The sequence below is a fragment of the Lentzea flaviverrucosa genome (genome assembly GCF_003350445.1).
Taxonomy (GTDB): domain Bacteria; phylum Actinomycetota; class Actinomycetes; order Mycobacteriales; family Pseudonocardiaceae; genus Lentzea; species Lentzea californiensis.
Genome location: NZ_QQAU01000007.1, coordinates 213,255 through 227,608, shown reverse-complemented (window position 1 = coordinate 227,608; position 14,354 = coordinate 213,255). Strand labels below are relative to the sequence as shown.

13 protein-coding genes are annotated in these 14,354 nt (G+C 71.8%); 7 read left to right on the top strand and 6 right to left on the bottom strand.

The window, feature by feature from the left end; all coding sequences use genetic code 11:
- Window positions 1-18: 18 nt before the first annotated feature.
- The gene (locus tag DFR72_RS23215; protein ID WP_090064841.1) at window positions 19-2,673 is read right to left on the bottom strand and encodes a helix-turn-helix transcriptional regulator; all 2,655 of its coding nucleotides are present in this window, start codon (window positions 2,671-2,673) and stop codon (window positions 19-21) included.
- A 108-nt stretch (window positions 2,674-2,781) separates the two neighbouring features.
- Between DFR72_RS23215 and DFR72_RS23210 the strand changes: the two genes are divergently transcribed.
- The 6 genes from DFR72_RS23210 to DFR72_RS23185 all read left to right on the top strand — a co-directional run bounded on the left by DFR72_RS23210 (window position 2,782) and on the right by DFR72_RS23185 (window position 8,269).
- Window positions 2,782-3,228 carry a VOC family protein gene (locus DFR72_RS23210; protein WP_090064840.1) on the top strand — a complete coding sequence of 149 codons (447 nt, stop codon included), beginning with the start codon at window positions 2,782-2,784 and terminating at the stop codon, window positions 3,226-3,228.
- Window positions 3,228-4,571 (top strand): dihydrolipoyl dehydrogenase family protein, encoded by a 1,344-nt coding sequence (locus DFR72_RS23205; RefSeq protein ID WP_090064839.1) that lies wholly within the window; start codon window positions 3,228-3,230, stop codon window positions 4,569-4,571. The genes DFR72_RS23210 and DFR72_RS23205 overlap by 1 nt, the downstream gene beginning before the upstream one ends.
- Window positions 4,568-5,164: a VOC family protein gene (locus DFR72_RS23200; protein WP_245983385.1), complete on the top strand. Its 597-nt coding sequence runs from the start codon at window positions 4,568-4,570 to the stop codon at window positions 5,162-5,164. The genes DFR72_RS23205 and DFR72_RS23200 overlap by 4 nt, the downstream gene beginning before the upstream one ends.
- Window positions 5,165-5,322: 158 nt before the next feature.
- The gene (locus DFR72_RS23195; protein ID WP_090064838.1) at window positions 5,323-6,291 is read left to right on the top strand and encodes an NAD(P)-dependent alcohol dehydrogenase; all 969 of its coding nucleotides are present in this window, start codon (window positions 5,323-5,325) and stop codon (window positions 6,289-6,291) included.
- Window positions 6,292-6,359: 68 nt separating this feature from the next.
- A complete protein-coding gene (locus DFR72_RS23190; RefSeq protein WP_090064837.1) occupies window positions 6,360-7,832 on the top strand; it encodes a carboxylesterase/lipase family protein in 1,473 nt (490 codons plus the stop codon).
- Complete coding sequence (locus DFR72_RS23185; protein WP_245983384.1) at window positions 7,829-8,269, top strand: tetratricopeptide repeat protein; 441 nt, start codon at window positions 7,829-7,831, stop codon at window positions 8,267-8,269. The genes DFR72_RS23190 and DFR72_RS23185 overlap by 4 nt, the downstream gene beginning before the upstream one ends.
- An 88-nt stretch (window positions 8,270-8,357) precedes the next feature.
- On the opposite strand, the gene DFR72_RS23180 is transcribed toward DFR72_RS23185, so the two are convergent.
- The 3 genes from DFR72_RS23180 to DFR72_RS23170 are packed head-to-tail and all read right to left on the bottom strand — an operon-like array spanning window position 8,358 to window position 11,727.
- Window positions 8,358-9,971, bottom strand: a complete 1,614-nt coding sequence (locus DFR72_RS23180; RefSeq protein ID WP_211335495.1) for an SDR family oxidoreductase — start codon at window positions 9,969-9,971, stop codon at window positions 8,358-8,360.
- Between the two features lie 2 nt (window positions 9,972-9,973).
- Entirely contained in the window at window positions 9,974-10,870 is an 897-nt protein-coding gene (locus tag DFR72_RS23175; RefSeq protein ID WP_090064835.1) for a PDR/VanB family oxidoreductase, read from the bottom strand.
- Window positions 10,870-11,727, bottom strand: coding sequence for a metal-dependent hydrolase (locus DFR72_RS23170; RefSeq protein ID WP_090064834.1), 858 nt, complete (start codon window positions 11,725-11,727; stop codon window positions 10,870-10,872). The genes DFR72_RS23175 and DFR72_RS23170 overlap by 1 nt, the downstream gene beginning before the upstream one ends.
- 71 nt (window positions 11,728-11,798) lie before the next feature.
- Here DFR72_RS23170 and DFR72_RS23165 point away from each other — a divergent pair, with 71 nt between their 5' ends.
- On the top strand, window positions 11,799-12,410 hold the full coding sequence (locus DFR72_RS23165) for a TetR/AcrR family transcriptional regulator (RefSeq protein ID WP_090064833.1): 612 nt from the start codon (window positions 11,799-11,801) through the stop codon (window positions 12,408-12,410).
- Between the two features lie 19 nt (window positions 12,411-12,429).
- Here the strand turns inward: DFR72_RS23165 and DFR72_RS23160 are convergent, their stop codons facing one another.
- The gene (locus DFR72_RS23160; protein ID WP_090064832.1) at window positions 12,430-13,383 is read right to left on the bottom strand and encodes a class I SAM-dependent methyltransferase; all 954 of its coding nucleotides are present in this window, start codon (window positions 13,381-13,383) and stop codon (window positions 12,430-12,432) included.
- Window positions 13,384-13,510: 127 nt separating this feature from the next.
- On the bottom strand, window positions 13,511-14,332 hold the full coding sequence (locus DFR72_RS23155; protein WP_170176361.1) for an SGNH/GDSL hydrolase family protein: 822 nt from the start codon (window positions 14,330-14,332) through the stop codon (window positions 13,511-13,513).
- Window positions 14,333-14,354: the final 22 nt, after the last annotated feature.

Here is a 14,354-nt window from a genome sequence, read left to right as displayed (position 1 = left end):
CCACCCGCCCCGTGCGTCTCAGAACTTCGCGTCGCGCAACTGGCGGCGCGAAGTCACCCCGACCTTGCCGAACACCTTGCGCAGGTGCCATTCCACGGTGCGCGGGCTGATGAACAACCGCGTGCCGATCTCCGGGTTCGAGTAGCCCTCCCGCGCCAGCCGCGCGATCTGGTACTCCTGCGCGGTCAGCTCGTCGGTGGGGTCGGCGGTCCGCTTGCGCGCCGTCTCGCCGGTCGCCTGCAGCTCCCGCATCGCGCGGTCGGCGAACATCGGCATCCCGCACGCCGTCAGCGTTTCGTGCGCGGTGCGGAGGTGTTCGCGGGCCTCGACCCGTTGCCCCTCACGCCGCAACCACTCGCCGTACAGCAGGTGCGCGCGGCCCAGTTCGCCGCGCAGGGCCGTCCGCTCGAAGCAGGCGATCGACTCGGCGAACGCCGACGAATCCCCGTTCAGCGCCCGCAGGCGAGCCTTGACGCCCAACGACCACTGCGTGTCGACCCACGGCGCCGAACGCTCCAGAGCCTCGGCGACCAGGGCCGTGTCGCCGGTGCGGGAGGCGGCCTCGGCCAGTTCGGATGCGACCAGACAGCTGTAGACCAGGGTGTCAGTCGTCCACACCCGCAGCGCGGCGGCACGGGCGAGGTCGTGACGGCCCAGTCCGTTGTGGAGGATCGCGGCGGTCCAGTCGGCGACCACGGCGAGCCGTCCCTGGCCCGCCGCCGATGCTTCCGCTCGGGCGGAAGCCATGTCCTCACCGCGGTAGGCGGCCTGCAGCAGCACCGCGTAACCGACCGGAGGGGTGCCGGTGACCTCCGAGATGCGCTGGTCCTCCTCGATCAACGCCTGCGCTGCCGCGGGTTCGCCGGCGAGGAGTTCGTTGTCCGCCAGGAAGTTCAGCGCGAACTGCAGCTGCACGAGCGCGCCGGCGTCGCGGGACAGCCGGACCTGCTGCTGGGCGAACGCCCGGCGCGTGTCGAAGTCCCACAGCTCGGTCGCGACGATCCCGCCCGCGCGGTTGCCGAACAACCACGGCACGCGGCTGATGTCGTCGGCGCCGACCTTCAACGCGCGCAGGTCGTCCAGCGCACGGGTCATGGGCGCGACGGCCGCCGCGTAGCCGGAGGTGATGCGGGTCGTCAGCGCGTCGAGCACCAGGTCCATGGCGCAGGGCGGGGTGCGGGCCGGGGGAGCGGTGCGGGCGGCGTCGGCCAGTGGCGCGCCTGCCCAGATCGCGGCCGAGAGGGCCTCCAGGTGCGTCTCGCGGGCCAGGTCGGCGTCGAACGGCGCGAGTCTGCTGGCCGCGCTGAACAGCAGCGGCGCGGCGTCGGCGACCCGGCGCTGGTCGAACGCGATGTGCCCGCGCAGGTGCTCGACCTGGGCGCTGCGGTGCTCGTCCGGCGGTCCCGCGTCGACGGCGGACAGCAGTCGCAACGAGGCGTCCAGCGCGCCCGCGTCACGCTTGGCCCGCGCGGCGGCGAGCTCGCGGGAAGCCCGGCGGCCGGGTTCCGGCGTCAGCACGGCGGCCTGTTCGAGGAACGCGGCGGCGGCCAGCAGCCCGCCACGGGCCTGGGCCCGGCCCGCCGAGTTCTCCAGGTCGGCGGCGACTTCTTCGTCCGGTGCGGCAGTGCCCTGCGCCCGGTGCCACGCGCGCCGGTCCGGGTCGATGGCCGGATCCGTCACGTCGGCGAGCGCCCGGTGCACGCGGAGCCGGTCCACGGCGGACGCCGAGCGGTAGACGGCGGAGCGCACCAGCGGGTGCCGGAACTGGACGCGGGCGCCGAACTCGATCAGCCCGGTGCCCAGTGCGGCGGCCGCGGGGTCGGCGCCCAGGCCGAGCAGGCCCGCCGCCTGCCACAGGAGAGTCGCGTCCCCGAGCGGCTCGGCCGCGGCGGTCAGCATCAGCAGCCGGGTGTCGGCGGGCAGCGGCGCGATCTGGCGGACGAAGCTCTGCTCGATGCGGCTGGTCAGCGGCCCCGGGTCCAGCCCGTCCGCCGCCTCGCGCGGCAGTTCGAGCAACGCCAGCGGGTTGCCGCGGGCCTCGGCGACGATCCGGTCGCGCACCCGGCCGTCCACCGGTCCCTTGATCACCGACTCCAGCAAAGCGCGGGCGTCGGCGTCGTCCAGGCCGCGCACGAACAGCTCGGGCAGCCCGTCGAGGTAGTCGTTGCCCTCGCGCAGCACGAAGACCAGCGCGATCCGTTCGGCGAGCAGCCTGCGCGCGACGAACCCGAGCACCGCCGACGACATCGAGTCGAGCCACTGCGCGTCGTCCACCAGGCACACCAGCGGCTGCTCGTCGGCGACCTCGGCGAGCAGCGTCAGCACCGCCAGCCCCACCATGAACCGCGTCGGCCGCGGCCCGGCGGCCATCCCGAACGCCGTGCCGAGCGCCTCGCGCTGGGGTGCCGGCAGCCGGTCCAGCCGGTCGAGGAACGGCACGCACAGCTGGTGCAGCCCCGCGTACGGGAACGCGCTCTCGGACTCGACCCCGGCGGCCCGCGTCACGCGGAAACCCGAGGCCCGCGCCGACACCCGGTCGAGCAGCGCGGTCTTGCCGATCCCGGCCTCACCCCGCAGGACCAGCACCTGACCGGCACCGGACCGCGCCCGCGTGAGCAGCCGGTCCAGCGTTTCGCCCTCAGCGCGTCTGCCGAGCAGACCTTCGTCCGACACGGGTCCGAGCCTACGGGCCAGGGGGTGACCAGGGTGTTCCACGGGTTCGAGCGACCCCCTTGCGGGAGCAGGCTCATGTCATCGACGAAACGAAGGAGATGAACCCCGATGGACTACAAGCTCGAGGTGACCGTCATCCCGGTCAGCGACATCGACCGGGCCGTCCACTTCTACAAGGCGCTGGGCTGGCGCTTCGACGCCGAGTTCGCCGACGACGAGGGCTACCGCCTGGTCCAGTTCACGCCGACCGGCTCACCCGCGTCGATCATCTTCGGCACCGGCGTCTCCCACGCCGTTCCCGGCAGCGTCGAGGGCCTGCACCTGATCGTCGAGGACGTCGAGGCGGCCCGCGAGGACCTGATCGGCCGCGGAGTGCAGGTCAGCGAGGTGTTCCACGACAAGACCGGCGTCTTCCACCACGCCGGCACCACCGGCCGGGTCGCCGGTCCGGACCCCGCCCGCACCAGCTACGGCTCGTTCGCCTCGTTCAGCGACCCGGACGGCAACGGCTGGGTGCTCCAGGAGGTCACGACGCGCCTTCCGGGACGTGTGTGATGACCTCGCACTACGACGTGATCGTCATCGGCGGCGGATCTCCCGGCGAGCACTTCGCCGCCGCCGTCGCCGAGGGCGGGCTGTGGGTGGCGCTGGTCGAACGCGAGTTGCTCGGCGGCGAGTGCTCCTTCTGGGCGTGCATCCCGTCCAAGACCCTGCTGCGTGCCGGTGAGGCCGTGGCGGCCGCGAAGCAGGTGCCCGGCGCCCGTGAGGCGGTCACCGGCGAGATCGACGTGAAGGCCGTGCTCGACTGGCGCGACTTCATGGTGTCGTCCTACGACGACACGGGCGGCGAGAAGTGGGCCGAGAGCGCCGGAATCGACGTGCTGCGCGGCCACGGCGAGATTGCCGGGCCTCGGACCGTCGCGGTCGGCGACCAGACCTACACCGCCGACCACATCGTGATCGCCACCGGCTCGTCGGCCTTCCTCCCGCCGATCCCGGGCCTGAGCGACCTGGACGTGTGGACGAACCGCGAGGCCACCGGCGTTCGCGAGATCCCGCGCCGGCTGCTGGTCCTGGGCGGCGGACCCGTGGGAGTCGAGATGGCACAGGCGTTCCTGAGCCTCGGCTCCGAGGTCGCCCTGGTCGAGGGCGCCGACCGGCTGCTGCCCCGCGAACCGGAGGCCGCCGGCCGGGCGCTCACCGAGGCGTTGGCCGCGGACGGCGTCGAACTGCACCTCGGCGTGCGCGCCACCGCGGCCCGGTTCGAGGACGACGAGTACGTGCTCGACCTCCCGGACGGCACCCGGCTGCGCGGCGACAAGATCCTCGTCGCCACCGGCCGCCGCCCGCGGGTCGACGGCATCGGACTCGAAACCATTGGTGTCGAACCGAACCCGCACGGCATCGCCACCGACGGGCGGATGAACGTGACGGACGGCATCTGGGCGGTCGGCGACGTCACGGGCCAGTGGAACCTGACCCACGTCGGCAAGTACCAGGGCCGCGTCGCCGCCGCGAACATCCTCGGCACGCCGGCCGAGGTCGACTACAGCGCCGTTCCCCGCGTCGTGTTCACCTCCCCGGAGGTCGCCGCGGTCGGTGCGGCAGAAGGGAAGTACACCGCGACCGCCCACCTGTCCGGTGTGGCGCGCACGGCGACCTACACCCGTGAGTACGCCACGAAGCCCGGATTCCTGACCCTCGTGTCCGACGGCGAAGTCCTCACCGGCGCCTACGCCGTCGGCCCTGAGGCGGGCGAGTGGTTGCAGCAGGCCACCGTCGCGATCCGCGCGAAGGTCCCGCTGTCCGTGCTGCTCGACGTCATCCAGCCGTTCCCCACCTTCTCGGAGGCGTTCCTCAACGCACTCCGCGACCTCGCGAAGGAAGTAGCGAAGTGAAGAAGCTCGAAGAGATCGACATGAAGCTCGAAGTCACCGTCATCCCCGTCACGGACGTGGAGCGCGCCAAGGAGTTCTACCGCGGCCTCGGCTGGCGCCAGGACGTCACCCCTCCGCGGGTCGTGCAGTTCACCCCCTACGGTTCCAGTGCGTCCATCCACTTCGGCGAGGGCGTCACCACCGCGGAACCCGGCTCCGGCAGGCACTTCCTGATCGTCGCCGACATCGTCGAGACGCACGAGGCCCTGCTGGCGGCGGGGATCGAGGTCGGCCCGCTGTTCCACGGCGGCCCGGACGGCCCCGTCGAAGGCGCGGACCCCGAGCGGCGCAGCTACTTCACCCGCGCCGAGTTCGCCGACCCGGACGGCAACACGTGGATCCTGCAGGAGGTCACGACCCGCCTGCCCGGCCGCGTCGACGCCGACGACACGTCCTACGGCTCGATCACCGACCTCGCCGCGGCGTTGCGCAGGGCCGCGGTGGCCCACGGCGAGCACGAGAAGCGCAACGGCGGCGAGTACGACGAGAACTGGCCCGACTGGTACGCCGAGTACATGGTCAAGGAGCAGACGGGCCAGCAGCTTCCGCTGTAGGCCGGATGAACGAGGAAGTCGCAAGAGCGCTGCGCGGAACGCCGGACACCTTGGCGTTCCGCGCTCTTCGTGCTGCAGTGACGGGACCCTAGGGGGCGTCCCTGATGTGCCGGGGTGTCGCCGCCGCCTACCTTCCTGCACAAGCGAGGGAGGCCGCGATGAAGGCGATCGTCCAGGACAGATATGGCTCTGCGGACGTGTTGGAACTGCAGGAGGTCGAACGCCCCGTGCCCGCCGCCGGCGAGGTGCTGGTGCGCGTGCGGGCGTCGTCGGTGAACGCCGCCGACTGGCACATCATGCGCGGTGACCCGTACTTCGCGCGGCTGTTCCTGGGCTTGAAGGGGCCGAAGACGCGGATCCGCGGAATGGACTTCGCGGGCGTGGTCGAGGAGACCGGGCCTGGCGTCGGCGGCATGGTGCAGGTCGGGGACGAGGTGTTCGGCGAGGTCGAGGGGTCCTTCGCCGAGTACGTCCGGGTGCCCGCGAACCTGGTCCAGCACAAGCCGTCCAACCTCACGTTCGAGCAGGCGGCGGCGCTGCCTTTGGCGGGCAACACGGCGTGGATGGGCCTGGAGGAACTGCGAGCCGGGCAGAAAGTGCTGATCAACGGCGCGTCCGGCGGGGTGGGGCTGCTGGCGGTGCAGATCGCCAAGGCGCGCAAGGCGGTCGTGACCGGGGTGTGCAGCACGCGCAACGTCGAGCAGGTCCGTTCGGTCGGCGCCGACCACGTCGTCGACTACAGGACCACGGACTTCACGCGCTCCGGGCAGCGCTACGACCTCGTCTTCGACCTGGTGGGCAACAGGTCGATGGGCGAGTTGCGGGCGCTGCTCGCCGACGACGGCACCCTGGTGCTGTCCGGGGGCGGCAGCTTCACCGGGGGAGTGCTGTTCGGGCCGTACCGGCTGATCATCCAGGGCAAGCTGCTCGCGTCGTTCTCGCGGCAGCGGCTCGTGGTGCTGGAGGCGAAGCCCAGCAAGGAGAACCTGGCCGCGCTGGCGGAACTCGCGCAGTCGGGCCGGCTCGTGCCGGTGATCGAGCGGACCTACCCGCTGACCGACGTGGCCGACGCCATCCGGCACGTCGAGTCGGAGCACGCGCGAGCGAAGGTCGTCGTCACGGCCTGAGCGCCCGGCCGGACCGCTCAACGGTAAATCCCTGGCTTTTTCGCGGGCCGTGCGCCGACCATTCGGCCATGGTCGAGGTTCGAGTCACCGGCGGCACGGTTCGCGGCACCGCCGAGCAGGAGTTGGCGGTGTTCCGCGGCATCCCGTTCGCGGCGCCGCCGGTCGGGGAGTTCCGCTTCGCCGCACCGCAGCCGGTCGCGGCGTGGGACGGCGTGCGGGAGGCGCTGGCGTTCGGACCGCCGCCACCGCAGGCCGCGGTGTTCGGCATGGACGGCGTGGGCGCGGCCGGTGACGAGTGGCTGACGGTGAACGTCTGGTCGCCCGACGTCGCCGGCGACCTGCCGGTGATGGTGTGGATCCAGGGCGGCGCCTACACGGTCGGCATGTCCGGCCTGCCCGAGTACGACGGCGCGCGGCTCGCGTCCGGCGGTGTCGTCGTGGTGACGTTCAACCACCGCGTCGGCATCGAGGGGTTCGCGCTGATCGAGGGCGCCCCCGCGAACCGCGGCCTGCTGGACCAGGTCGCGGCGCTGGAGTGGGTGCGCGACAACATTCGTGCGCTCGGCGGTGACCCGGCCCGCGTGACGGTCTTCGGCCAGTCGGCGGGCGGTGGTTCGGTGGCGGCGTTGCTGGCGATGCCACGCGCTGCGGGGCTGTTCCACCGCGCGATCGCGAGCAGCGTGCCGGGCACGTTCTTCTCACCGGAACTGGCCGCGGACATCGCTGCCGCGTGCGCCGCCGAACTCGGGTTGCGCCCGACCGTCGCGGATCTGTCCACAGTGGAGCCGGAACTGCTGCCCTCCGCGGGCGACGAGGTCATGGCCAAGATGCGGCAGTTCACGCGATGGGGCCAGGCCGCGCACAAGATGATCCCGTTCGCGCCCGTGGTCGACGGCGACGTCCTGCCGACGACGCCGTGGGAGGCGCTGAGGTCGGGCTCCGGCCGCGATGTCGAGCTGATCGCCGGGCACACGCGTCACGAGCAACGGCTTCTGTCGATGCTGGAGGGTCTGGTCGGCAGCGTGACGCCGGAGCAGGCGTCGGAGGCGCTGGAGGTGTTCGCGCCCGGTCTCGCGTATCCGGAGATGGAGCCGGAGGAGCTGTTCGAGGTGGTCTGCTCGGACTGGCTGTTCCGGATGCCGTCGCTGCACCTCGCGGAGGCGCAGGTGGCGGCGGGCGGCCGGGCGCACGTCTACGTGGTGGCCTTCGAGCCGACCGAGGTGTTCCGCGCGTGCCACGGGGTGGACGTGCCGCTGGTGTTCGGCAACCTCGACCGGGGTCAGGCGGCCGCGGTGCTCGGCGAGATCACACCGGAGGTGCAGGCGGTGTCGGCCCGGATGCGGGCGGCGTGGACGGGGTTCGCCGTGAACGGTGATCCCGGCTGGCCCGCCTACTCCGCCGGCCGCACCACGCGGGTCTTCGACGTCCAGGACGAGGTCACCGCGTACCCGGAGGAGCGGTCGCGGCTGATCTGGCAGGACCACACGTGGGAATACCTGCCACTGCAAGGCGTTGTACGCGCCGGAAGGGAGGTTCGATGAACAACGAACTCTCGGTGCACGACAGCACGATGTTCAACGCCTACCAGCCGAACGGTGAGGTGGCGGCGGATCGCTGGGTGACGGCGATGCGCCTGTTCGACGCCGGCCACGTCGAGACGCCCGCCGAGAAGTGGGAGCGCGCGCGGCTGCTGTTCGAGTCCCGCGACTACGTCAAGGCCGCGGAACTGCTGGCGGCCGTCGCCGGCGAGGTGCCGTTCCAGACGGACCTCCACCTGCTGCTGGCCCGCGCCTACTACCACTCGGCGCAGCTGGGCAAGGCCGAGGCGCGGCTCCGCGTGATCGTGGACCGCGCCCCCGTCGAGCACTACGCCCACCTGCTGCTCGGCCGCACGCTGGAGCGGCAGGGCCGGCCGGACGAGGCCGCGCCCTGGCTCCGCCTCGCCGCCGCGTTCGGTGGGGAACTGGCCGAGGTCTAGCTCGGCGAACTAGCGGCGTGGCTCGGAAGGGTGCCGCGAGGCGCCCTGCTGAGCGTGAATCACCCAGCCGACCTTCCGAGCCACGCCACTAGCCGAGGTCGAGCTTGGCGAACGTGCGCAGGAGGCCCGGCGCGACCCGGCTGGTCAGCCGGGCCGCCCTGGCCTCCACCGTCACCGGCACCACGGGCTTGTTGCGGCGCACCGCGCGCACGATCTCGCGCGCCACGCCTTCGGGACCGAAGCCGCGCCGGGCGTAGATCCGGGACGCGCGGTCCTGCTTGCGGCGTTCCTCCTCGGAGCTGACGCCGGAGAACGTCGTGGTCGCGGTGATGTTCGTGTTCACCACTCCCGGGCAGATGGCGCTGACGCCGATGGCGTGCGGCGCCAGCTCGGCCCGCAGGCAGTCCGACAGCATGAACACCGCCGCCTTGCTGGTGGCGTACGCGGAGAGGATCTTCGACGGCAGGTAGGCCGCCGCCGAGGACAGGTTCACGATGTGGCCGCCCTCCCCGCGTTCGACCATCAGCTCGCCGAACACCCGGCAGCCGTGCACGACACCCCACAGGTTGACGTCCAGCACCCGTTGCCACTGCTCGGTCGAGGTCGACAGGAACGACCCGGAGTGGCCGATGCCGGCGTTGTTCACGACCACATCGGGCACGCCGTGCTCGTCCGCGACCTGCCGCGCCCAGGCCCGTACCGCCTCCTCGGAGCGCACGTCGACCTCGTAGGCGTGGCCGTCGACCATGCCCGCGGTCTCCTTGGCCGCGGCGAAGTCCACATCGGACACCACGACCCGGGCACCCGCCTTGGCGAACGCCACCGCGGTCGCCCGCCCGATGCCGCTGCCACCACCCGTGATCACGACGAGCTCGCGCTTCGGCGCGGAGTCCGAGACGAACTCGCTGATCATCCGGGCGAGCGGCTCCGGGTGGCTCAGCGGCGCCCAGTGCCCGGCCGCGATCTTCCTGCGCGTCAGCGACGGCACCCAGCGTTCGAGGTCGAGCGGTTCGGTGCGGATGTAGCGGTCGTGGACCGGCTGGACCACCTGCACCGGCATGGGTGCGAAACGCTGCCGCGGTGACCGCATGACCTGCCGGATGTTGGCCCGGTACAGCGAGATCCCGCGCACCGCGTCGGAGGTGATCGTGCGCGCGGGCTTGACCTTCACGCCCTCCAGCCGCCGCAGCACGCCGCCCCAGCGCGGGCCGAGGTAGAGCCGCCAGAACAGGGGCGCGAGCACCGGCAGGTGGAACGCGCCGATGTACCAGGACCGCAGGAACTGCCGGAGGTGGGCGATCGACAACCCCTTGCGCGACCAGTGCCCCATGTGGTCGAGGCACGGTCCGGAGAGGGAGGTGAACGTGGCGATCCGCGCGCCGGGCGTGGTCACCGCCTCCCAGGACTGGATCGACCCCCAGTCGTGTCCGACCAGGTGCACCGGCTCGTCCGGGCTGACCGCGTCGATCACCGCGAACAGGTCCGCCGCCAGCCGTTCGAGCCGGTAACCGTCCTCAGAGGACGGCGGAGTCGACTCGCCGGCACCCCGCACGTCGTACGTGACGACGCGGAAGTCCTCCTCCAGCAGGGCGGCCACGCGGTCCCAGACCTCGTGCGTGTCCGGATACCCGTGTACCAGGACCACCGTCGGGCCGGACGTGCCGCGCACCTGCACGGCGAGTTCGACTTCCCCGGAACGCACCTTCACATGTCCTCCAAGACGAGTCGGTCACCGGTGGGCCGGTCCACGCAGATCCGCACGCCGCCGACATCGCACGTGCCGCAGAACCCCTGCCGGCAGGAGTAGGCGACCGACGGCCGGAAGTCCCTGATCACGTCGAGCGCCGACCGGTCGCCCGGCACGTCGAGGGTTACCCCGCTGCGCCGCAGTTCGACCGCGAACGGCTGCCCGCCGACGATCGGCGGGGGGCTGAAGCGTTCGAAGTGCAGCCAGCGCGACGAGAACTCGGCCCGCACCTGGTCGAGCATCGACGCCGGCCCGCAGCAGTACACCGCGCCCCGCGGCGTCGCGTCCCCGAGCAGTGCCGGGCCGCGTCCGATCCGCACGTCGACGCGGCCGTCCGGGAGCTCGTCCAGGAACGGCATCGCCGCCGCCGACCGCCCGCAGTACACGAGCCGCCAGTCGAGGCCCGCCCGCGCGGCCGCGTGCACCATCGGCAGGATCGCGGTGATCCCGATGCCGCCCGCCACGAACACGACGGGCCCGATCCCGGCGAACGGGAAGGCGTTGCGCGGTCCCCGCACCTGGATGCGGTCGCCGACCCGCAGGGCCTGCACCTCGCGCGAACCGGCGCCGACCTCGCGGACCGCGATCCGGTAGGTGTCCTCGCCGGGATCACCGCACAGCGAGTACTGGCGGCGCAACCCGGACGGCAGGTGCAGGTCGAGGTGGCAGCCGGGTTGCCAGGCGGGCAGTGCCGGTCCGCCGAAGCGGAGGGCCACCACGCCGTCCGCGACCTGTGAGCGTTCGACGACGTCGAGCCACAACGCACCGCGCGCGGTACCTGGTCGCGCCCGGCCACCGAACCGGGTGACCGCGGCGTCGTAGAGGTTCCCGAACCGGGTCAGGCCGTTGAGCATCAGTGCGCCTCGCGGGCGGCGGGGGAGGAGGCGAGGTACGCGATCGCCTGCGACGTCGACCCCTCCTGCTTGGGGTGGTAGGCGGGGTGGAAGTACCGCAGGAACGCGCGGAAGACCTCCGACAGCTTCGGCAGCAAGCCGCGCCTGGAAGCTCGCATGAACTCCCGCCAGGTGAGCCGCACCCTCGTGGTCCTGTCCGCGCGCACCATGAACCGCGCTCCGCGCACCCACAGCCAGAACAGCACCGGCGCGACCAGCAGCATCGCCCGCGCCCGCCGCACGTACCGGCGGTCGAGGTGGCACATCAGGTCGTACGCGACGCTGCGGTGCTCGACCTCCTCGGCGGCGTGCCAGCGCAGCAGGTCCAGCATCACCGGGTGGATGCCCGCCCGGTCGAGCGCGCCGGCGTTCAGCATCCAGTCGCCCAGGTACGCCGTGAAGTGCTCGACGGCGGCGACGATCGCGACCCGTTCGATCAGCTGCTCGCGCGCCTGCTCCTCGGTCAGCCCGGCCTTGGGGCCGAGGATCCGCTGGAAGACGTGCTCCATCTGCCGGGTGAACGGCCGCGGGTCCAGCCCGTTGGCGAGCAAATGGTCCAGGACCTCGCTGTGCGCCTCGGCGTGCATCGCCTCCTGCCCGATGAACCCGAGCACGTCCTCGCGCACCGTGTCGTCGGAGATCAGCGGCACCGCCTGCTGGAACGTCCGCACGAACCACCGCTCGCCCTCGGGCAGCAGCAGGTGCAGGACGTTCATGACGTGCGTGGTCACCGGCTCGTCCGGCACCCAGTGCATCGGCAGGGTCGACCAGTCGAACTGCACGTCACGCGGCTGCAGAACGAGGTTGTCCGGCTCCATCGCAGTACCTCCGCCAATTACTACGCCTGCGTAGCTTTGTGAAAGCTACGCCACCGTAGCAATATGGTGGGGTGAACACAACGCGTCGCAAGTACGCCCGCCGCCTGCCACCGGAGCAGCGCCGCGAGCAGCTGCTCGACGCCGCGCTGAGCCTCATCCCGGCCGGCTTCGACACCGTGACGATGGAGTCGGTCGCGAAACACGCCGAAGTCACCAAGCCCGTGCTCTACGACCTGTTCGCCAACCGGGGCGAGCTCATCAGCGCCCTGCTCGAACGCGAGGCGGGCCGCGCCACCGAACAGGTCCTGGCCGCTCTGCCCACGGACTTCGCCACCCGTTCCCCGGACGACGCCTTCGCCGACGCCGTCCGGGTCTTCGTGAACGCCGTGGTGCAGGCCCCCGACCGCTGGCGCCTCGTGCTGCTCCCGCCGGAGGGCACCCCGCACGAGTTCCGCGACCAGGTCGAGCTGGTCCGCGCCGGCGTGCTGGCCCAGATCGAGGACCTCGCCGCACTGGGCCTGAAGGAGCTCGGCCGCCTCGACGACCTCGACTCGGCCCTGCTGGGCCACGCGATGCTCGCCCTCGCCGAGATGTCCGGCCGCCTCGTGCTCACCGACCCGGAGAAGTTCACGCCGGACCGGCTGGCGGCGTTCGTGACCCGGATCGCGCACGGCCTGCGCTGAGCGCGATCCGGGACGGTCGTCACCGCCTGGTGCGGACGTGCGTGAGCAGCGCCAGCCCGGTCGGGTCGACACCCGCCGACACGTCGCAGCCCGGCAGCAACGCGCGCACGGCGCGCTCGTCGCGTTCGACCACCGACCAGTCCATCAGGTACTCGAGCGACCACCGGAACGGGTTGCCGGGCGTGCTGCTGGAGAAGTAGAACGTGCCGCCGGGCCGGCAGAGCCTGGTCAGCACGGCCTCGGTCAGCCTCACGGCCGCCTTGTCGTTGAGGTAGTCGTACAGGCCGTTGACCAGCACCAGGTCGAACGGGCCCAGCTCGGCGAGCTTCGGGAGCGCGCGGAACACGTTGCCGGGGACCGCGGTCGTGACCTCGCCCAGCGGCCCGAGCCGCTTCTGGGCCAGTTCCAGCGCGTCCGGGTCGACGTCGGTGAGCACGAACCGGTCGCCGGGCCGCAGGATTCCCGGCGGGACGAGCCGCAGGTCGGGGGCAGCGCCGGACGCGATCAGCAGCACCGAACGCGGGCCGTTGCGGGGCGCCGTCAGGCAGTCGCTGATCAGCCGGGCCTGGTGCATCACCCGGTTGCGCTGCTGCTGGGTGATCGCGGAGCCCTGCAGGTGCGCCTCGACGTGCCAGCCGAGCGTGCCCGCCTGGGAGTTGTTCGCCTGCGCCATCACGTGTTCGACCAGCTGGAAGTCACTCGGATAGCCGCGCGCCCACTCGTTCTCGTCACGGGTGAAGGGCGAGCGTGAACACTTCGAGCGCGCGGGCTGGACGATCGCGGCGATGTCCTCGTCCGGCACGCCCGCGAGCACGCCGGCGCCGATCTGCGTGCTGAGCGTGCGCAGACGGCCACCGACCAGCATGTGCGCCGACGGGTCCGCGAGGTCGAACTCCCTCTCACTGCGCAGGAAGCCGTCGACGGCGTCGTTCAGCCGGTGCAGGACGTCAGTGCTGTGCGGGAGCACGGTCATCAACCACTTCCTCGATGCGGCAACGGTTCCAGAGACTGTCAGGCCGAGCGGCTGATCAACAGAGTCTTTCGGGTAATACGGGGAAAACCCCATCCCGGTTCGCTGGAGAACACCCGGTCGCGTGACGTCAGCGACTCGCCGCGGTGACGGCCTCCGCGATCGCCTGATGACCGGCGGGCGTCGGGTGCACGTCGGTGCGGTCGCAGAAGTAGGTGAGCGCGCACACCTTGGCGACCGAGGCCGGGATCTGGCCGTACTTCGGGTCCTGGGTCAGCTCGGTCAGCGCGCCGTAGCCGCCGGTCGAGCTCGTGACGTCGGCGAACTTCGCGCCGAACCTGCCGTACTGGGCCGCGATCTTCGTGTTGAAGTCCTGGAACATCGTGACCGACTGCCGGGCGAGGTTCTTGCCGTTCGGAAACGACGGGTTCACCCACGCGCCGAGGAACACGTCCGGGTAGGTCAGCCCGACGATCTTCACGTCCGGCGCGGCCTCCCTCAGTTCGGTGAGCGTGCCGGCGACGTTGGTCTGGATGTCGGCGACGGTTCTGGTCGCGCACTCCAGCGGTTCCTGCGACAGCGCGCACGGTGCCAGGTCGTTGCCGCCGATCACCACCGTGACCAGGCCGGTCTTGCGGCCGCGCAACGCGTCCACCGCGGCGTCGAGCTGGGTCCTGCCGCCGGCGTCGGGCCCGCAGGCCGGCTTGGATGCGAGGTCGGCGGACGTGGCGCCGTTGCAGGCCAGGTTGATCAGCTCGAGGCCCGACTGCCTGGAGACGATCTGCGCGAAGCTCTCGCCGGTACCGCCCGGCCCGAAACCCGTCGCGTAGGAGTCGCCGATCGACACGTGGACCTGCTGCTCGTCCGGCGGCTGCGCGCTGCCGGACGTGGGCGCCGGGACGGGCGCGGGTGGCGGTGAGGAGCACGCGCCCAACGCCACCAGTAGCGTCAAGACCAGCGCAAACCTCGGCACA

Bases quoted from the DNA above. Each gene is read 5' to 3' on its own strand.
- DFR72_RS23175 (WP_090064835.1), bottom strand. From the start codon at position 10,870: ATGCTCAACGGCCTGACCCGGTTCGGGAACCTCTACGACGCCGCGGTC.
- DFR72_RS23205 (WP_090064839.1), top strand. From the start codon at position 3,228: ATGACCTCGCACTACGACGTGATCGTCATCGGCGGCGGATCTCCCGGC.
- DFR72_RS23160 (WP_090064832.1), bottom strand. From the start codon at position 13,383: ATGACCGTGCTCCCGCACAGCACTGACGTCCTGCACCGGCTGAACGAC.
- DFR72_RS23190 (WP_090064837.1), top strand. From the start codon at position 6,360: ATGGTCGAGGTTCGAGTCACCGGCGGCACGGTTCGCGGCACCGCCGAG.
- DFR72_RS23195 (WP_090064838.1), top strand. From the start codon at position 5,323: ATGAAGGCGATCGTCCAGGACAGATATGGCTCTGCGGACGTGTTGGAA.
- DFR72_RS23185 (WP_245983384.1), top strand. From the start codon at position 7,829: ATGAACAACGAACTCTCGGTGCACGACAGCACGATGTTCAACGCCTAC.
- DFR72_RS23170 (WP_090064834.1), bottom strand. From the start codon at position 11,727: ATGGAGCCGGACAACCTCGTTCTGCAGCCGCGTGACGTGCAGTTCGAC.
- DFR72_RS23210 (WP_090064840.1), top strand. From the start codon at position 2,782: ATGGACTACAAGCTCGAGGTGACCGTCATCCCGGTCAGCGACATCGAC.